14 protein-coding genes, 1 rRNA gene and 2 pseudogenes are annotated in these 19,692 nt (G+C 36.3%); 1 reads left to right on the forward strand and 16 read right to left on the reverse strand.

What is annotated here, in order from left to right; all coding sequences use genetic code 11:
- Positions 1–130: 130 nt before the first annotated feature.
- The 9 genes from F7O84_RS07375 to F7O84_RS07415 form a co-directional block, all read right to left on the reverse strand.
- Positions 131–1,654: ribosomal RNA gene (locus F7O84_RS07375) — 16S ribosomal RNA — on the reverse strand.
- Between the two features lie 589 nt (positions 1,655–2,243).
- Positions 2,244–3,464 (reverse strand): peptidase T, encoded by a 1,221-nt coding sequence (gene pepT / locus F7O84_RS07380; RefSeq protein ID WP_151143775.1) that lies wholly within the window; start codon positions 3,462–3,464, stop codon positions 2,244–2,246.
- The gene (locus F7O84_RS07385) at positions 3,461–4,183 is read right to left on the reverse strand and encodes a M48 family metallopeptidase (protein ID WP_151143777.1); all 723 of its coding nucleotides are present in this window, start codon (positions 4,181–4,183) and stop codon (positions 3,461–3,463) included. Before F7O84_RS07385 ends, pepT begins: the two co-directional genes overlap by 4 nt.
- A 50-nt stretch (positions 4,184–4,233) precedes the next feature.
- A complete protein-coding gene (locus tag F7O84_RS07390; protein ID WP_151143779.1) occupies positions 4,234–4,692 on the reverse strand; it encodes a hypothetical protein in 459 nt (152 codons plus the stop codon).
- Positions 4,693–4,755: 63 nt separating this feature from the next.
- Positions 4,756–5,928 carry an FprA family A-type flavoprotein gene (locus tag F7O84_RS07395; RefSeq protein WP_151143781.1) on the reverse strand — a complete coding sequence of 391 codons (1,173 nt, stop codon included), beginning with the start codon at positions 5,926–5,928 and terminating at the stop codon, positions 4,756–4,758.
- Between the two features lie 287 nt (positions 5,929–6,215).
- Complete coding sequence (locus tag F7O84_RS07400) at positions 6,216–6,557, reverse strand: hydrogenase maturation nickel metallochaperone HypA/HybF (RefSeq protein ID WP_151143783.1); 342 nt, start codon at positions 6,555–6,557, stop codon at positions 6,216–6,218.
- Positions 6,558–6,579: 22 nt separating this feature from the next.
- Entirely contained in the window at positions 6,580–9,261 is a 2,682-nt protein-coding gene (locus F7O84_RS07405) for an FAD-dependent oxidoreductase (RefSeq protein ID WP_151143785.1), read from the reverse strand.
- Position 9,262: 1 nt separating this feature from the next.
- Positions 9,263–9,934 (reverse strand): hydrogenase nickel incorporation protein HypB, encoded by a 672-nt coding sequence (gene hypB, locus F7O84_RS07410; RefSeq protein ID WP_151143787.1) that lies wholly within the window; start codon positions 9,932–9,934, stop codon positions 9,263–9,265.
- Positions 9,935–9,944: 10 nt separating this feature from the next.
- Positions 9,945–10,928 (reverse strand): DUF5692 family protein, encoded by a 984-nt coding sequence (locus tag F7O84_RS07415; protein WP_151143789.1) that lies wholly within the window; start codon positions 10,926–10,928, stop codon positions 9,945–9,947.
- Between the two features lie 218 nt (positions 10,929–11,146).
- Here F7O84_RS07415 and F7O84_RS07420 point away from each other — a divergent pair, with 218 nt between their 5' ends.
- Positions 11,147–11,851, forward strand: a complete 705-nt coding sequence (locus tag F7O84_RS07420) for a FadR/GntR family transcriptional regulator (RefSeq protein WP_151143791.1) — start codon at positions 11,147–11,149, stop codon at positions 11,849–11,851.
- A 73-nt stretch (positions 11,852–11,924) separates the two neighbouring features.
- Here the strand turns inward: F7O84_RS07420 and F7O84_RS07425 are convergent.
- From F7O84_RS07425 to F7O84_RS07450, 7 genes and pseudogenes are all read right to left on the reverse strand, one after another.
- Positions 11,925–12,611, reverse strand: a pseudogene (locus F7O84_RS07425) (ABC transporter ATP-binding protein).
- A 22-nt stretch (positions 12,612–12,633) separates the two neighbouring features.
- A complete protein-coding gene (locus F7O84_RS19470) occupies positions 12,634–12,927 on the reverse strand; it encodes an FtsX-like permease family protein (protein ID WP_330578788.1) in 294 nt (97 codons plus the stop codon).
- Positions 12,928–12,939: 12 nt separating this feature from the next.
- Positions 12,940–15,114, reverse strand: coding sequence for an ABC transporter permease (locus F7O84_RS07430; protein WP_330578744.1), 2,175 nt, complete (start codon positions 15,112–15,114; stop codon positions 12,940–12,942).
- An 85-nt stretch (positions 15,115–15,199) separates the two neighbouring features.
- On the reverse strand, positions 15,200–16,621 hold the full coding sequence (locus F7O84_RS07435; RefSeq protein ID WP_151143793.1) for a sensor histidine kinase: 1,422 nt from the start codon (positions 16,619–16,621) through the stop codon (positions 15,200–15,202).
- Positions 16,622–16,876, reverse strand: a pseudogene (locus tag F7O84_RS07440) (winged helix-turn-helix domain-containing protein); the annotation flags it as partial.
- Positions 16,877–17,069: 193 nt separating this feature from the next.
- The gene (locus F7O84_RS07445) at positions 17,070–18,698 is read right to left on the reverse strand and encodes a hypothetical protein (RefSeq protein WP_151143795.1); all 1,629 of its coding nucleotides are present in this window, start codon (positions 18,696–18,698) and stop codon (positions 17,070–17,072) included.
- 22 nt (positions 18,699–18,720) lie between these two features.
- A complete protein-coding gene (locus F7O84_RS07450; RefSeq protein ID WP_151143797.1) occupies positions 18,721–19,689 on the reverse strand; it encodes an ROK family protein in 969 nt (322 codons plus the stop codon).
- Positions 19,690–19,692 lie beyond the last annotated feature (3 nt).

The following is a 19,692-nucleotide window of genomic DNA, read 5'->3' on the forward strand; positions in this document are numbered from 1 at the left end:
TAACTAAATAGTAATTACAACCTTCACCACTCTCACTAAATTCAGCTTCGCTTCATTAAGTGTTCGGGTGGGCTTTCACACTAAACTCGTTATCACTCGCTAAGTGTTTAATGCCTACTCATTTCCTTAGAAAGGAGGTGATCCAGCCGCACCTTCCGATACGGCTACCTTGTTACGACTTCACCCCAGTTATCGAACCTGCCTTCGGCAGCTCCCTCCTTACGGTTGGGTCACTGACTTCGGGCATTTCCAACTCCCATGGTGTGACGGGCGGTGTGTACAAGACCCGGGAACGTATTCACCGCGACATTCTGATTCGCGATTACTAGCGATTCCAGCTTCATGTAGTCGAGTTGCAGACTACAATCCGAACTGAGACGTTATTTTTGGGATTTGCTTCATGTCACCACTTCGCTTCCCTTTGTTTACGCCATTGTAGCACGTGTGTAGCCCAAATCATAAGGGGCATGATGATTTGACGTCATCCCCGCCTTCCTCCGGGTTATCCCCGGCAGTCTCTCTAGAGTGCCCACCTTAAATGCTGGCTACTAAAGATAGGGGTTGCGCTCGTTGCGGGACTTAACCCAACATCTCACGACACGAGCTGACGACAACCATGCACCACCTGTCTCCTCTGTCCCGAAGGAAAGGACACATTACTGTCCGGTCAGAGGGATGTCAAGATTTGGTAAGGTTCTTCGCGTTGCTTCGAATTAAACCACATGCTCCACCGCTTGTGCGGGTCCCCGTCAATTCCTTTGAGTTTCATTCTTGCGAACGTACTCCCCAGGTGGAATACTTATTGCGTTAGCTGCGGCACCGAAAAGCTTTAGCTTCCCGACACCTAGTATTCATCGTTTACGGCGTGGACTACCAGGGTATCTAATCCTGTTTGCTCCCCACGCTTTCGAGCCTCAGTGTCAGTTACAGTCCAGTAAGCCGCCTTCGCCACTGGTGTTCCTCCTAATATCTACGCATTTCACCGCTACACTAGGAATTCCACTTACCTCTCCTGCACTCTAGCAACACAGTTTCCAATGCAGTCCCGGGGTTGAGCCCCGGGTTTTCACATCAGACTTGCATCGCCACCTACGCTCCCTTTACACCCAGTAAATCCGGATAACGCTTGCCCCCTACGTATTACCGCGGCTGCTGGCACGTAGTTAGCCGGGGCTTCTTAGTCAGGTACCGTCATTTTCTTTCCTGCTGATAGAAGTTTACATACCGAAATACTTCTTCCTTCACGCGGCGTTGCTGCATCAGGGTTTCCCCCATTGTGCAATATTCCCCACTGCTGCCTCCCGTAGGAGTTTGGGCCGTGTCTCAGTCCCAATGTGGCCGTTCACTCTCTCAAGCCGGCTACTGATCGTCGCCTTGGTGGGCCGTTACCTCACCAACTAGCTAATCAGACGCGGGTCCATCTTATACCGATAAATCTTTTCCAACTAGGCCATGCGGCCTCGTTGGCTTATGCGGTATTAGCAGTCGTTTCCAACTGTTATCCCCCTGTATAAGGCAGGTTACCCACGCGTTACTCACCCGTCCGCCACTCAGTCACTTTCTCTTCCGAAGAAGAAAAAGTGCTTCGTTCGACTTGCATGTGTTAAGCACGCCGCCAGCGTTCATCCTGAGCCAGGATCAAACTCTCAATAAAAGTTTATATCCTAACGTCAAAAAGCTGCTAGCTTATTTTCCGTTAATTACTGTTTTTTAGGTCGCATCTCATCTGTTAAGATGGATACTTTGTTCTGAATTTTTCTCTTGGTTTTCTTTGAAAACCATTGAATTTTCAAGGTTGTAATTACTATTTAATTATCAAGGTTCTTTGTCATTTTTTGTCGTTCTCACAAGCGACTTCATTATCTTAACATGTGGAACAATTTTTGTCAACAGCTTTTTTTGCTTTTTTTAAAATTATTTGAATAAATTCTTCATTTCAGATAATTGTATTTATTTTCCAACAATTCAGCTTTTAGCGACAAGGAATATAATATCAAACTCTGAATCATATGTCAACATATAATTTAAAAAATTTATCATTTTCCGAATTTATTTGGTCGCGCACGACATAATACAAGTAAATCATGCAGCTTTCTAGATAAAATGCTTTTATTTTACTAACTTAAGCTTACATAGTAAAACCCAAGAGACCATGCAAGCTTATTTACTGCAAGTCACTTGGGTTTTAGTTATCTCTTTGCAAACACTTTGCTCTTATGCAAGTTACGAAACATTCCTATCCTCTACGAAAAATCAGAATATATCTTTACTAAATTGTGTAGAATCTTTACAACCGTTTCCATTCCTTCTACTGTTATGTGTTCATAGACACCATGAAACGCATTTCCACCAGTTCCTAGATTCGGGCAAGGAAGTCCTTTATAACTTAAGGTTGCTCCATCCGTACCGCCTCTAATAGGCTTAGTATTTACCACGAGCCCTACCTCTTCTATTGCTTTTCTTGCATTTTCTATTAGATGATAGTTTTGATCTATAATTTCAGCCATATTTCTATAACTTTCTTTATAAGATAAAATTACTGTGTTTTCCCCATACCTCTCATTTAGAACTTTTGCAATATGCTCTAACGTCATTTTCTGTGCCTTAAAGCAAGCTGCATCATGATTTCTTATAATATATGTTAATTTAGCTTTTCTGGTATTCCCTTCGATATCCATTAAATGGTAAAAGCCTTCATAACCCTCTGTCAATTCAGGAACCTCTGCCTGTGGCAGCATGGATTGTATTTTGCAAGCAACAGAAGCTGCATTTACCATAATTCCCTTTGCTGAACCTGGATGGATATCAACTCCATTTATCTCGAAGACAGCAGATGCAGCATTAAAATTTTCATATTCTAATCCGCCCTCCAAATCTCCATCTAAAGTATATGCATAAGCCGCTCCAAAGCTTTCAACGTCAAACCAAGTTGCTCCTTGTCCAATTTCTTCATCTGGTGTGAAACCAATACAGATCTTGCCATGAGGTTGTGAGGAATTAACTAATTGTTCACATAATGTCATTATCTCAGCTATACCTGCCTTATCATCAGCCCCTAGAATCGTTGTTCCATCTGTGGTTATCAGTGTCCTCCCAATATAGCCATTTAATTCAGGATAAACTAAGGGAGATAATATTTTACCACTTGTTCCTAATTCAATATCTTTTCCGTCGTAGTTTCTTATGATTTGTGGATTTACAATTGCTTCTTTATCTCCAACCGTATCCATGTGTGCAATAAAACCAAGTGGTTTTACATGTTCATAGCCCTCACTTGCTTTGATACTTGCCATAACATTACCGTTTTTATCAATTCGTGCATTCTCTATCCCCATGTCTTTTAATTGCTTTACAAGCTTTTCTGCCAAAACAAGTTGACGGCTTGTACTTGGATGAGTCTCACTATTTTCATCTGATACTGTATTAATTTTAACATATTCAATAAAGCGTTCTTCTACTCTCACAAAATTCCTCCTTTAAAATCTAATTGAAGCGTATTTTCTTTTATCCATTTTTCTCTGATTTTATAATCAGGTAAAATCTTTTCAACACTTTCCCAAAAAAGCTTAGAATGGTTTAAATGCTTTAAATGACATAATTCGTGCACAATTATATAATCAAACATTTCATCTGGCATCATAACAATTTTCCAATTAAAATTTAAGTTTCCTTTACTGCTACAACTCCCCCATCTCTTTTTCTGGCTCTTAATCCTAATGTCACCTATGGGTTTCTTGATTTGCGGCATATAAAACTCAATTCTTTCTTTTACTAATGATTTAGCCTCACCCTTATACCATTCCAACAATAATTCTTGTATCTTTTTCTTCTCTTTGGTTTTTTTAACTATTATAATTTCTTTTTCTTTTAATAATATCGTTGATTGACTTATTCCTACTGTATTTATCACTTTAATAGTATATTCTTTTCCTCTGTAGAGAATTTTATCCCCTTCGGTATAATCACGTTTTTTGGGTATTACAATTTCTGGCATTTCGTTTCGTTTTTTTATAATCCAATCCCCTTTTGACCGTACTATATTTTTGATTTTATCAGAAGATATTTGATTCGGAGCTCTAACAATTACTTCTTTGGTTGGGTATACTATGATTGCTACTGATTTTCGATTGCTTTTAATAACCCTATAATTTATTAATTGATTGTTATGCTCTAATACATACATGTCGTTATTATACTCCTAATATACTATTATTGATTCTCCTACTTTGTAATTCATTTGTTTGTAAAGACTGGGTATTTTAGCTGATAATTTCCCCATATGGTACAAGGATATTTACAAAAATAATACGTACTAAACAATATCTCTTTGGCATTTAACTCAGACGTTAAACAAAGTATCTCATCTTCAAGAAGAAGATAAGTGACATCATTTAAGTCTTCATACTTATTAAGTATTTTTAAGTACGGCTCCTCTAGATGTTGTTTTACTTTTTCCTTCTCTTTGTTGCTTAATCTTCCATAATAGAAATCAACAAACGAATACGCAATTCCATTTTTTTCCTGTAACCTTTTTATTTCTTTTTGTATCTCGTCTTTTGTACCTTCTAAATAAGAAAAATTGTATGAATCAAATCCCTCTTGAATGTTTTCAATATATATTCCACCCAAGCGTTTTATCTTCTCAAGTGTCACATTCTTATAACATACATTCTTATTTTCGTCGTTCATCATCTAGGCGCCTCCAGTCTAAGGAGTCCATATCGAACTCTGTCGATATGGACTCCTTAGACTGCATTAGAATTGTTTTGCTAATTCTTCCATTTGTTTTACATTTTCTTCGTTCATTGTAGATTTTATTAGGATACTAGGCTCAACAATCTCTACGTTTTTCATAGTTACTAATATATCCTTCATGGTTTTTCCAGCTGTCGGAGCCCATGAACCATTTTCAATAATTGCAACTTTGCGATTTTGATAATTCTTGTGCTGCAAGCGTAATAAAAATTCATGCATACAAGGAAAAACACTTGCATCATAGGAAGAAGCTGCAACAATCATTTTGCTATACTGAAATGCATATTGTAATGCTCTTGATTTATCAGTTCTTGCAAGATCAATCACAATCACTTTTTTGCCTTGTTCCTCTAATAACTTACCCATTTTTATAGCAGCATCAGCTGTATTTCCATAAATTGAAGCATACGCAATAAGAATACCTTCCTCTTCTGCTTCGTATTTACTCCAAGTATTGTACTTATCAACATAATATTTGAGATTTTCTTTCAAAACAGGTCCATGAAGAGAACAAATCATTGAAATCTCCAAGCCACAAACTTTCTTCAAAAGCGCCTGAACGGGCGCTCCATATTTCCCTACTATATTAAAATAATAGCGTCTAGCTTCTTCTACCCAATCATCTTCAATATCCAAAGTTCCAAATTTCCCAAAGGCATCTGCAGTAAATAACACTTTTTCACTTTGCTCATAAGTAACCATAACTTCTGGCCAATGTACCATAGGTGCCATTATAAACTGTAAGGTATGTCTTCCTAGATTTAAGGTATCGCCTTCTTTTACAATAATTTTCTTCCCCTCTAAATCCATATGAAAGAATTGGGATATCAAATTAAATGTTTTGACATTTCCAACCACCTGTAACTTTGGATACTTCTCTACAAGATTCTTAATATTTGCAGCATGGTCTGGTTCCATATGAGAAACAATAAGATAATCAATCGTTCTTCCCTGAAGGGTTTCTTCCAGATTATGAAGCCATTCATCTGTGACTCTCTTATCAACCGTATCCATTATCGCAACTTTTTCATCTATAATAACATATGAATTGTAAGATACACCATTTGGAATCAGATACTGTCCTTCAAATAAATCGAGATCCTTATCGTTGCAGCCTACATAATAAATTGATTCTGTAATTTTACTCACTTTACTTCCACTCCTATTACTCATTCATGTATTTCAGACATATCATCAACAAGCCTGATCTTTGGTTTACTAGTCTTAAATATATAAACGTATTAAATCCATATGAAATACGTACTTATTATTAACTATCATATCATCTTTTTCTTTATTCGTCTATTCCGTATTATCGTTGAAATTGAAAATAAGTATCAACTCGCTACATTCTTAAAATTCAAGCATAGCTTAACCATTGCTTTTATTATACACAAAAATGATTGAGATAAGCAATTATTTTTACCTTCTCAATCATTTTTTATTTTATCACTTTTTTCTTAACATGCAACAATTTCTTTAATATTGAATTCTTTTCCAGTTAGCATCTCCCAGTTTTTACTATTACAATATGGACAGACGCTTTTGCTTTCAAGGATATTAAAAACCTTGTTACAAGAATCACAGATTGCATTTCCAGGCAGTATTTCAATCTGTAATTGTGTGTTTTCTAATAATGTACCCTCTATTGCAGCAGGGTAACATGCTTTAATATAGCGCGGAACCACTGTAGATAATTCTCCTATTTGTAATACCAAGGTCTGAATTTGGGTTACGCCATTTTGCTTTGCAAACTTTTCGACTGTTTTGACAACTTCAATCATGACACCTATTTCATGCAATTTTCTTCACTCCCGTGCATTTTTATTTTCCTAATATGGATTGAACAGACTTTTTTGCACTCTTTACCACAATTCTTCCTTGTCTCTTGATTGCATGTTTAATAACAATTGGCTTCATTTCAGAAAAATCCACGCCTGCACTATCATATTTACGTGTTAATGAGATTGCATCGAATTTACATTTTGTTGTACAGACTCCACATCCAACACATTGATATTCATCTACCACAACTGCACCACAACCTAGACAGCGCTGCGTTTCTTTCTTTATTTGTTCTTCCGTAAAGGTTTTGCGAAGGTCTTCAAACGTTTCCTTTGAACGACTTCCCTCTACATGTTCCGATTTTTGTCTAGGAATATTATCGTACCCTTCCAGATTTAGATTCTCCTTATCAAGAGCGTGGTATTCCCTTTCTCTTCCTATTAAAAGATTATCATTATGTACATAACGATGAATCGATATTGCTCCCTGTTTTCCCAGTGCAATTGCATCAATAGCAAACTTAGGCCCAGTTACTGCATCGCCTCCAGCAAATATATCTTTTTCCTTTGTCTGATAGCTAAGTGAATCCACTTTTATTGTTTTATTAGGATTTAATTCAAGTGCTGTTTCTTCGAGCAAACCACCCCAATCCATTGCTTGACCAACTGAAATTAAAACATAATCTGCTTTTACAATCTTTGTATTGCTCTCATCAAATGAAGGATTGAATTTGCCTTGTGAATCAAAAACAGAAATACACTTCTTAAATTCAACTCCAACCACGCGGCCTTCTTCTGTGAGAATGCGACTTGGTCCCCAAGAAGGATTGATTTTAATACCTTCTGATAAAGCTTCTTCTATTTCTTCTTCAAGCGCAGGCATCTCTTCTCTGCTTTCCAAACAAAACATGTCAATTTTAGATGCTCCGATTCTTTCTGCCGTTCTTGCAACATCGATAGCTACATTACCACCACCAATTACAACTACCTGGCCTTCTGTCCTTAAGTCCTCGTCTAGATTCACTCTTCGAAGAAAATCAACCCCTGTCATAACCCCTGTCGCATCTTCATGTTCCAGACCAAGACTTCTTCCTTCTTGTGCACCAATTGCAAGGTAAAAAGCTTGATAGCCAAGTTTTCGTAATGCATCTATCGTAATGTCTTTTCCTACTTCAATTCCTGTTTTAAATTCTACGCCCAGTTCTTTTAATATATCAATTTCCGCATTTACCACATCTTTACTCAGTCGAAAAGACGGAATTCCAAGTGTTAGCATGCCTCCAAGCTTTGTCTGCTTTTCAAATACAGTAACCTGATATCCTCCAACAGCCAAGAAATACGCACAAGAAAGGCCTGCTGGTCCAGCTCCAATGACTGCGATTTTTTCTGGCCTTTCGATACTTCTTTCAGGTATAAAGCGATGTTCTTCTTTTAAGTCTTGATCTGCAAGAAATTTCTTTACTTCATCTACCGCTAAAGGTTCATCGATACCCGCTCTTGTACAGGCAGATTCACATTTTCTTGGACAAATACGTCCACAAACAGCAGGAAATGGATTCTCTTTTTTAATCAATTCCAAGGCTTCTTTGTATCTTCCTTGAGAAGCCATTTTAATATAGCCTTGGACTGCAATATGTGCAGGACATTCTGATTTACAAGGACTTGTTCCTGTTTCCGCTACTACCTTACGATTGCGATAATCCAAATCCCATTTGTCCTTACCCCATTTGGTATCAAACGGTGTATCTTTTTCTTCTTGTTCTGGCAGTGGCTCCTTGGTACATAGATTTTGCCCTAATTTCAGTGCATTCACCTGACAGTTTTCTACACATTCTCCACAGGCTACACATTTATCTTTGTTTACCTGCGCCACGTAGTTTGATCTGGAGAAATCAGGGTTCTTATAGAAGGTAGCATTTCTAAGACCAAAGCAAGAACATCCACAACAATTGCACACAGCTAGTGCATTACCTGGTCCAGACAGGTTTGGAATAGAATGAACCAATCCTTCTTTTTCTGCCCGTTGACAAATCTCTATCGCTTCTTCTTTTGTAATCTTTCTTCCTCTTCCTGTTCGAATATAATATTCTGCTGCTGGTCCAAGTTGAATACACATATCCTCAACCGTATGACCACATCCCTCGCCTATGACTCGCATTGAGGTCCGACAAGCGCAATCAGCAACCGAGAAGTGTTCATGCTTATTAATTAATTCAGCAATTTCTTCATAAGATGCTCTTCTTGTATCTCCTTCAATCGCACTATCAATTGGAATTACTCTCATAACCCCCATACCAACTGGAAGGTTTCCCGCTAATGTCGGGCCTAACTTTCTTGTATATTCTTCAAAACATTCTGCAATGACTGGATATTTTTTTACGTTTTCTTTATTTGCAACCATATATTCCATAACACCCGGCACATACAGTTCAAGGAAATAATGGTCTTTTCCATTTATTTCTTCCACTTTAATGGAACCATCGATTGCCATTTGGGAAAGAAGCTTTTCTACTTCTTCTACTGGTCTTTTACATTCCTTTGCAATCACATCAATGCTTTTTGGTTTTCGTATCTCTAAATGAAGTGCGACTTCTGCCATTTCATCTGTTGTTACTGGTTCAAGAATACGATATTCTGGATCGGTTGGTTTTACTTTAATTACTCCCCCTGTAAGTCCAGCAGATATCTTATTTGCTAATTCCAACACCTTTTTCTTTACCATCTTAATCCTCCCCCCATGTTTTCACCTGTTCTCTAATCCAATCAAACCATTCCTCCATACCTTCACCTTTTTTAGCTGAAATTGGAATTACTTTAATGTTCGGATTTAACTTTTTTACTCTTTCCTTCACCGCTTCTAAGTCAAAATCAAAAAATTCAACCGCATCCATTTTATTTATTAGTAACACATCTACAATGGAAAACATAAGCGGGTATTTCAATGGTTTATCATCACCCTCTGGTACACTAAGAATCATAGCATTTTTAGAAGAACCTGTATCAAATTCAGCTGGACATACAAGATTTCCTACATTCTCCAAAATGGCAAAGTCGATTTCCTCTGTTCCAAGACCTTGTAAGCCTTGTTTGGTCATATCAGCATCTAAATGACACATGCCTCCTGTATGTAACTGTATTACCTTTACACCAGTTTCAGATACCTTAGCAGCATCCACATCCGAATCAATATCAGCCTCCATCACACCTATGTTCATTTCATCTTTCAAAGCTTCAATGGTTCGTACAACAGTAGTTGTTTTACCTGAACCTGGCGAAGACATTAAATTCAATAAAAAGGTCTTGTTTTGCTTTAATTCTTCCCGAAGCAACCTAGCTTGTTTATCATTATCTTCAAAAACACTTTGTTTAATTTCTAATACTTTATATGTATCCATTCCCCTTCTCCTATTCTGCCAACGCTTTGATTTCCTTGTATTTTTTCAAATCAATATATAACTCACCTTTATACGGATTTCGTTTTGTCGATACAGCTTTATAAACCATAAATGCAAACACTACAATATTAACCAATAAAGCTAGGAGGCTCCAAAAGAAAAGCCAGTTTGTGCCATAAGAAGAAGATACTGCAAATTTTCCTTCATCTATAAATGCAGGTACGGTTTGAGCAAACATACACCATAGTGCCAGTGTCTGTGCGCGGTGCTGCAACCAAGCTCCTTTTCCTATGGTAAAGGCGCATACGGTAGGTGCCAATAATAGGGCAAATCCACAGTACCAAGAATGTCCTGGTAAACAATTATATGTATATGCAAAATTCCAAAGATCATATGCTACAATCCAAAACCACAACATATCTGGCCAAAGCATATCCTTACTCTTATCATGATTTGTAACCTTTCGTATACAGATTCCAAACCACCCAGTAATCGTGATAATATTTAAAATACCAGCTGCTGCATTCATGAAATTCCATGAGCCTCCAAGCACAAGCATCGAATCATTAGCAATTCCTCCGCCTTCAACTGAAAAGGTAAGTCCAACTTCAATGTCTCTGGCAACTGCTTCTAAGATATTAATGGCTAAAATAAGTGCCGGAAAACACAATGCGATGCGATTGTTAGATAGCCTCCACTCTTTACCAGTCTTTTTGTTGGTTCCATGCAAGTGACGAATACACCAAAATCCAATACAGCCAGCTGTTGCAGAGTATACCTTTGCAAGATGAAACCAGTCTGTATATGTTGTTTCTTTTAAAACCGTAAACCATAATACCGATAAAAAGATTGGTAATACGACAAACGAAAAAAATCCAACATACACATTTCTTCTTGTCAGCTCATTTAGTAGAAACAATAGGACAAATACCAAAATCCAAACCATCCATACGGATAGCGCGGTTGCACCGCTTTCATAGTCAAATATAAACATAATAATATCTCCCCTTCCTCTCTGGTCATACCAGTATGACACAGGTTTACTTTGTCAATATATTAACATATTATGTTAAAAAAAGTCAAGTTATCCCTTATTTTACATGTTAAATATTTTAATTTTTTCCGCTAATATTATTGATTTTTATTCAATATTACTATATAATTATAATTGGTATGTGGTCATACCAGAATCACATTAAGGAGTTTTAAGCCATGGAATTTACAAAATTAAACGCCCCTTCCTTGAAGGAATTATTTATCAGCCAACTAGAAACTATGATTTTATCCGGGAAAATTCCAATTGGAGAAAAGTTACCTCCCGAAAGAGAACTAGCAGAATTAATGCAAGTAAGCCGTGCAGTTGTAAATGCTGGCATTTCAGAATTGGCACGAAAAGGATTTTTAATCATCAAACCAAGAGTTGGAACTTTCGTTGCTGATTATAGAAGAAATGGAACGTTAGAGACTTTAATTTCCATCATGAATTATAACGGGGGAGTACTACGTGATGCAGAGATTCGTTCTATCTTAGAACTTAGAATTGCTTTCGAGACTCTTGCAGTTGAATTATGTATCTTAAAAATTACAGATGATGATTTGAAATTACTAAAAAGTTATGTTGATAAAATGAAAGTAACATCCTCTGTGGAAGAGGCATCTAAACTTGCATTTGAATTTCAGCACGAATTAGCATGCTTATCTGGAAATACCTTGCTGCCACTTATTGTTTCTTCCTTCCAAATCCCTGTTATGTCCTTGTGGAAGAGATTTTGCCGTCTATATGGAACCGAATCTTTGTACCATAACACAGCAGTATTATTTGAATATTTGGAAAGACGAGAATTACAAAAAGCAAAAGACTGGCTCGTATCTTCTATTAACGATACCATATTTGGAAACAAACAGATTTATTTTTAACACATAAAAAACAATTGGGGTAGTTATCCCTAAAAAAAGGATAACTACCCCAATTGTTTTTTATTACAATAATTTATTCAATCATTCCATCTCTAACGGTAATGACACGGCTACTGCTTTTAGCTGCCTCTGGCGAATGTGTTACCATAATGATTGTCTGTCCACATTCACGGTTAATATCACGTAATAGATTCATAATTTCTGCCCCTGTCTTGCTATCTAGATTACCTGTTGGTTCATCGGCAAACAAAATTTCAGGACTTCCAATCAATGCACGGGCAATTGCCACTCGCTGTTGCTGCCCTCCTAATAATTCTCTTGGAGTATGCTTACGCCTGTCAGATAGGTCTACAACCTCTAAGATGTGATTCAATTGCTTCTTTTAATCCCTCATTCTCTTTCCATCTAAAAGTAAAGGCAACATGATGTTTTCTTCTACATTCAAATTCGGAATAAGATTATAGAACTGGAATACAAAACCTATCTTCTGACGACGTATTCTGCTCATTTTTTCATCACTAAAGTGAGAGATATCGGTACCATTTAGATAAACGAATCCGCCAGTGGGAGCATCCAGACCCCCAAGTATATAAAGCAGCGTGCTTTTCCCCGACCCTGATGGACCCATAATGGATACAAATTCACCCTTCATAACCTGCAACGATACACCTTTTAATACCTTTGTTATAGTATCACCAAGTCGAAAATCTTTCATAAGTTGTTTCCCCTCTACGGCAATCGTATCATATAATGATTTCATCTATTAACCCTCCAATTCTTTCTTAATCGAATTTGATTTCTTCTATTATCTTCATTTGACGACTTTTCAAAATCGGAACAACAGAGCCCAACAATGTTACTAGTATCCCCATAGCACCAGCCAAAAAAAATGTCTTGACACCAAATTTTGGCACCATTGAAATTTTAGGTCCAGCAACAAGGAAAATTGTTTGTATCTCCATATAAGAAACCACTACTGCGATAACCATACCAATCAAGCCACAAGAAATACCCTCAATCAATGTAATCTTAAAGTTTTGCCAATTGCTTAATCCAACCGACTTATACATAGCAATGGAACGGCGTTTTTAGATATAGTTAATCAACAAATTGTTTATAACTCCTACGGTTGCTAGCACAAAAATAAAGTAAGTCATGTTATGCATAGGCCGTAAAAAGGCTCCCACCGTTGACATTGCATCCTTGTTAAATTCCTCCACTGTCCGACTCCAGTTGGAGGTATCTCCAAATAAATGACGAATTTGTACCATGATTGCATCAGGATTGGCGGCGGTAAAAGCTAAAAATCCATACATTTCCTTACTAAAATCAAAAATAGCAAAAGTAGAAGAAATGATACCCTCCACATCTGTTGCTCTCGACTTAAAGCTACCGATTACAACATAGGAATTTGTTACAACCCCATTTGACAAAGATAGTGTATCTCCAATGAAAACACCAGTGCGTTTTATACAACTTTCACTTAATATAATTGACCGCTCCTTTTCAAACATAGAAAAAACTTGTTCTAGTTCGCTATTTTCTTTATAGTTAAGTGCAAACATAGAACTATACCATTTTAAATTGTCTGTTGCTTCAAGCCGAGAGATAGCAATACCATTTGCTCGCATCTCATTCTTATAAACAAAGAGTGGAAGTACCTTTTCAATTCCATCCATTTGTTTTACTTGCTCAATAAAGTCCGTATCCATTTGACCATCAGCAAAGCCTTGTAATTGAGCTTGGTTGAATACGTCACTAATATAAACGGTTACAAAATTGCCTACAACACTAATTGCTATGACAGCAGAAATGCTAATAAAAAGTAAGGTAATATTTTGAGCAATGCTTTTATTGTCTCGTATATTTCTTGCGGCAAGTTTTCCTTCATTTTTTAATATCAGACCATATAGGCGTTCCAAGCCCACAGAAGTAAGATTAGTTATAGGGGGTATAATAAGTATTGTTGCGGCAATCAATCCAAGCAAAGAAAATCCTCCCGCTAAATATAATAAATTATCAGAAGCAATCCTTGGTAAAACAACAGATACTAAAAATAAAACAAATCCAAGTCCAAATATAAATTGTTTGGAAATCTTCTTTTCTTCTACTGTTCCAAGTACCACCTCTTTGATTGGAAGACGACTTGCCCGACGTATGGGAAGTAATGCGCTTAGCATTGAAGCTGCAATTGCCACAGCAAAGGATATCATGATACTAAACAGTGATATTATAACTGGAATTTCTATTCCTTGTGCAAGCGAATTCCCCATTCCCTGTAATATCAATTTCAAAACAAACATTCCTACCAAAACTCCACTCACTCCTCCAACACCGCCATAAAATAGGCTTTCCAATAGAAGAATATGTGTGACTGCTTTTTGGGTCGCCCCAATACTTCGAAACGTACCAATTACAGGTAGTCGATCTAAAATAATGACCTTATAGCTGCTGTAAATAATAAAGACACTGATTGTTAAGGAAAAAAAGCTAATTAAAAAAAATGGCATAGACTTTTGTCTCGCATCAGCTATGACTTGTGCTTCGTTTACAATTTCTGATACCTTGTAACTGCTACTAGGAATTGTGCTCTTTAACTCCTTTAATAAATCTCCTGTTGAAACGTCTTTTTGGGGTTTCACTAAAATCTTACTATATCCATCCGTTTGTCCCAAAAGTTCTTTCAATGCAGAAAGAGGCAACAAAGCTGTCGCTCCCCTCGTATGCCGTAAAAAAACAGTATCATAAGCAGCTATTTTTTCAACTTTAAAACTGACTGGACTCGCATTAATTTGTAGTGTTATAAAATCACCTTGCTTAATTCCATATTTTGAAGTGAATCGCTCAGGAAGAATAATCTTATTCCCTGTAAAATCAGTGATATCTCCTCCATCTAGTAAGCGCGGTTTATTAATCTGGTTTAACTGCATTAAATCAGCAGCAAGCAAGTCAACCGTTTCGTAATAGCCATTTTCGTGATATAATGAACTACTTTCAAGTATACCTACACATGCCTCAATTGAGGATAAATCTGGAATATCATTGATTTTAATGTTGTTTTTATCACCTTTTGCTGTAATAGCAACGGTTGCAGCTCCTGCCATACCCTGTGCCATTTTTCGCTGTGCGCTTTCATAAGAAGTACCAATTGAAAAGGATACAAATAGCAATGCCGTGGAAAGAAGTATTGACATCAACATTACAGCTGATCTCATTTTTTTATCTTTCACATTTACCAAAATATATTTTAATATGATTTTCACTTTAACACCTTCTTTCAAATAAAAAAGTTGATAGCTATCATATAAAATGATAAACTATCAACCTTAATCTATTTTTCAGTCAACCTTAATTAACCTTAATTTGGGGGAATTGTAACTGAAAAGTAGTTTCGACATCCTTTACGCTGTTTACACTGATTGTACCACCATGAAGTTCTACAATATTTTTTGAAATTGCAAGTCCTAGGCCTGTTCCCTCTGACTTTTGCTTTGTTTTTGTTCCTCTATAATATCGCTGAAAGAGTAGGTCTATTTCCTCTGATGCGATTCCTCTACCATTGTCTGTTACAAAAATTTGCAATACAGTATCCAAGGAAGTAATTTCCAGGGTAACTTCTGTATTTTCATTCCCATGTATAAAAGCATTGATTATAAGATTTTGAAATAGTCTCGTAAATAGTGTTTCATCAAAAGAAAATAGAATGTTTTCTACATCAGTTTCAAAATGAATGCTACGATCCTCATATGTCGGGTTGTTTAAAATATCAATTACCAACTCCTTTAAAAATCGAATGATATTTTTCTCCTGTCGTTTGAAAGGAATCATTCCATTCTTCAATTGATAGGTCAATTTCAAATCATGAATCAGAGTTTCCATATAGGTAACATTTTTTAACATAACTTGCGCATATCGCTTACGTTGCTTCTCATCTTCAATGTCATTTTCCAATATTAATTCTGCATACCCCTTAATCGGAGATAAAGGTCCTTTTAAATCATGAGTAATGTTTGAAATCCATTCTTCTCTCATTTTCTCTGTTTGTTCCTTTATTTTGTCACTTGCCTTAATTTCAGTATCTAAAACATTTAAGCTATCATAAATGTCTTTGAACGAGCCACGTGCTTGCATGGGAAGATATCTTCGTGTTGCAATTTCACTGATTGATACTGTTAAATGACTCATGATTTTAGTTGTCCAATATCCATAAACAACCCCTGACAAGATGATAACTATAAAAAGGATAGCAACAAAGGTAAGAATAACACTTTTCCCACCCACAAACCTTTCTCCGTTTAGGTACATATTTATTTTAGATATCTTTACAGGAAAATAAAGAATGTAAATATATTCAGTTTTATTATGAGTTATTGTATCTATAAAAGCAGTTGTTTCGCTAATATTTAACTGACCTGTTTGATATAAATCCTGCAATAAAGTACTTGTATAAGTATCCTTTGCTTGTTCAGGCTTTTGATAGCTATAGATTTCATTTCCTGAATGTGCTAAAATTTGCAATCCGATCTTGTTTTCTTGTAAAGACTCTATTCCTGACTGTTTGACTTGTGGTTTGTCATTAACAAAAACAATCTGCTCACTGAAATTCTTAGTAAATGATTTTGGCCAATCGCTTTTTACTGTGTTACCGTTTGGTGTTTTCACAGTAACCAATAAATAAAAAATACTGATTGCCACTATAATTACTCCAAGCATAGACAGAAAGAATATCACATAAACATGAAAAATTGTACGAAATCCAGATTTCTTCATTTAATCAACCCTTTTCTTTAACTTATATCCCAAGCCTTTCACAGTAATAAGCTGGCGAGGAGTTGATGGAGTATCTTCAATCTTTTCACGAATATGACGGATATGAACCATAATGGTATTATCACTAATACTAAAACATTCCCCCCATACCTGTTCATACAAATGCTCTTTACTAATGATTTTATTAGCGTTCTCCATTAGATATGACAATAGTAGAAACTCTCTCCCAGTTAGACTAATCTCTTCTCCTAATTTCTTATCGTCATCTACCAATAAGATCTTTCCATTCATTTTATACCCTGCCCTCTTCCTTTATTTTGATAATCATTATATACGCTAAAACAAATAATAGCAACAAAACTTAAAATACGAAAACACATGCTTTACTTTTTGCAAAAAAGAAAACCTATGCATTGCATGCACAGGCTTTTTTTACTGACTAAAAGCATTACTCACAAGTAATTGTAAAAGTTCTTTCATAAGGAGTATAATCATTTAAATAAATGGTATATCCTGATTCGTTGAATTCTTCTCCAGAATAGTGCCCACCAAATTCATGTGTTCCATATCCTGGTCCAATTTTAATTGTCTGGTCATTATGATGCATGGTAACATAACCATCTCTTAATACCATTCCACTGCCTTTTTCTGCTTTCATATAGAATGTATCATGTTCTATGATTGCTCCTGTTGGAATACAGATTTCAACACGAAGTGGTAACATATCAAGTCCAATGGAATTTACCTTAAACTCTAATCCATTTTCTAATTCTTTGATGGTAACCTCTACTTTTAATTCACTGCTAATTTGCAGTTCTCTTTTGGAGTGATCCATCTTCCACCAATCTGTTGTATCTTGTTTATCCTTAAACGGAAGAAAATACCAGCCCTTTGCAACTGAGCTTAATTTATATTCCTTATCTTTTACTTCAAACTTTTGTGGAATAAAATTTCGAATGTCACAATAGCTTTCTCCAATTTTAAGATAAATTAAGGTATCTTTGAATTTCATAAAAGCAAATGCACTTTTCCCTTTTAACAGGCTATAACCAAAAGTATCGTTTTTCACACGCATGACACCAGCTTCTTTAAAATGTTTGCGATAGGAATCTAAGAAGCCATAGCCACTAAACTCATATTCTTCCATCTCTTTATGAAGCATAATGGTGTAAAGACAAGGTGGAGCTAATTCTCCTCTTTCTTGATTATCTTTAATAATCTTATGTGCTGCATTACCAAAAAGAGGATCCTGTAACTTGGTTGCCATATATAAATATTGATAGAAATATTGATTCGGATAGGCCGCTTTTCCTTGATCTTGTCTTGTTGAATTTTGTGTAAATATGGTTCCGTCTGGCTCATAATAATACATCATCATCTTAAGATTTCGTTCCACAAATCCAAGATAATATTCGTCCTTACTTTCCTCATACATTGCCATCATAGCATTGTTTACCACTGCATTGTAGTTTCCTGTGGAACGCTCTGCATATTCTCCTTCTTCGTCTCCATCAATTCCTTCTGCAAGAAATTGTTTGGCACGCAAGGTTAGTTTTTCTTGAAAATCTGCATCATCTACAAGATTTACTCCCTGCATTAATGCCGCAGTGATTCCCCATCTATGATTTGGCGTATGAAAGCCACCTTCCACCAACGCATTGAGTGAACGAACTAAAATTGTCTTATATTTACCAAGTAGCTCCACTTCTTCTGGTTCATATTTTAAAATGACACGATACCCTGCAATTAAGCGTTTAAAACAAAAAGAAGTATCTGGAGCTGAATTAAAGTTACAGCTTGGATAATCAAAACTTCCATTCTCTCTTTGCGCCTTTGCAATAAAATCCAGTGCCAAATTCATGGCGTTTTTTAACGTGGTATCATGAAAATATCGGCTACTAGCATTGCAGTATACTGCTGCTGCCTCTGACATGGCATATATCGTTGGCTTCGCCTCATATATCTCACCTTTCATAGCGCCGTAATCCATTTTTGTTTTGTCCTTTACCTGAACCGTTAAAAAGTGATCCACTCTGGCTTCTGCAGATCGTATGATATGTTCCATATATCTTTTCATAGGTTTTCCTCCATTTAGGGTGTTAGTTCGTGAAATGTTTTGCAAGTAAACCTGCTCCAATAATTCCTGCATCATTTTCCAGTTGTGCAAATACTATTTTAGCCTGTTTTTTTGAGGTTCTGGCGTAATCTTCTTTTTGGACTCTCTCTTTTAATCCATCTAAAATCAAATCACCTGCTTTGCTGATTCCTCCTCCTATGCAGACCATATCTGGTTGAAATATATTGATGATATCAATGATTCCCACTGATAAATAATAAATATACTGATTTAATACTTTTTCTGCTGTCTTATCAAATAGTCGTACACAGTCAAATAAAGTTTTACCTTCAACCTTTTCCAAATTATAGTCACACATTTCCCACAATAAGGATTCTTTTTCGTTTTTCATAGCAGTTTTGGTCTGCTCAATCAATGCAGTGGCGGATGCATACGCTTCAAAGCATCCCCTTCTACCACAGTTACAAGGAATTCCTTCGCAATTGATAACAAAATGTCCTAATTCTCCAGCAGCAAAATTAGAGCCTTCATAAAGTTTACGGTCAATAATAATTCCGCCACCGATTCCAGTTCCTAAAGTCACCATGATCATTGAATCAACCTCTTTGCCAACACCTGCAACAAATTCTCCGTATGCCGCAGCATTTGCATCATTATTCATTGCCATTGGTATGCCAGGATAATGTTTTTTCAACATTCCCATTAAATCCTCATCATGAAAAGAAAGATTATTGGCAAACTCAATTTTTCCACTTTCTTTATTCACAGTTCCTGGAACACCGATTCCTATATAATCGAAATTTTCCTTTAAAACATTTAATTCTTTTGCCATCTTTTGAATTAGAAAAACAATGCTATCTATGATATTTTTTGCTGTTCCTCTTTTTGGTGTTTCTACAGAATCCTTTAATGCCAGCTGATTATCTTCATTTATAAATCCAATTGCAATATTCGTGCCTCCGATATCTACCCCTATCGTATATTTTTTCATTCT

The sequence above is a fragment of the Candidatus Galacturonatibacter soehngenii genome (genome assembly GCF_008830185.1).
GTDB lineage: Bacteria > Bacillota > Clostridia > Lachnospirales > Lachnospiraceae > Lachnotalea > Lachnotalea soehngenii.

Bases quoted from the DNA above. Each gene is read 5' to 3' on its own strand.
- F7O84_RS07435 (WP_151143793.1), bottom strand. From the start codon at position 16,621: ATGAAGAAATCTGGATTTCGTACAATTTTTCATGTTTATGTGATATTC.
- F7O84_RS07385 (WP_151143777.1), bottom strand. From the start codon at position 4,183: ATGTATGTATTAGAGCATAACAATCAATTAATAAATTATAGGGTTATT.
- F7O84_RS07390 (WP_151143779.1), bottom strand. From the start codon at position 4,692: ATGATGAACGACGAAAATAAGAATGTATGTTATAAGAATGTGACACTT.
- F7O84_RS07445 (WP_151143795.1), bottom strand. From the start codon at position 18,698: ATGAAAAGATATATGGAACATATCATACGATCTGCAGAAGCCAGAGTG.
- F7O84_RS07395 (WP_151143781.1), bottom strand. From the start codon at position 5,928: ATGAGTAATAGGAGTGGAAGTAAAGTGAGTAAAATTACAGAATCAATT.
- F7O84_RS07415 (WP_151143789.1), bottom strand. From the start codon at position 10,928: ATGTTTATATTTGACTATGAAAGCGGTGCAACCGCGCTATCCGTATGG.
- F7O84_RS07450 (WP_151143797.1), bottom strand. From the start codon at position 19,689: ATGAAAAAATATACGATAGGGGTAGATATCGGAGGCACGAATATTGCA.
- hypB (WP_151143787.1), bottom strand. From the start codon at position 9,934: ATGGATACATATAAAGTATTAGAAATTAAACAAAGTGTTTTTGAAGAT.
- F7O84_RS07420 (WP_151143791.1), top strand. From the start codon at position 11,147: ATGGAATTTACAAAATTAAACGCCCCTTCCTTGAAGGAATTATTTATC.
- F7O84_RS07405 (WP_151143785.1), bottom strand. From the start codon at position 9,261: ATGGTAAAGAAAAAGGTGTTGGAATTAGCAAATAAGATATCTGCTGGA.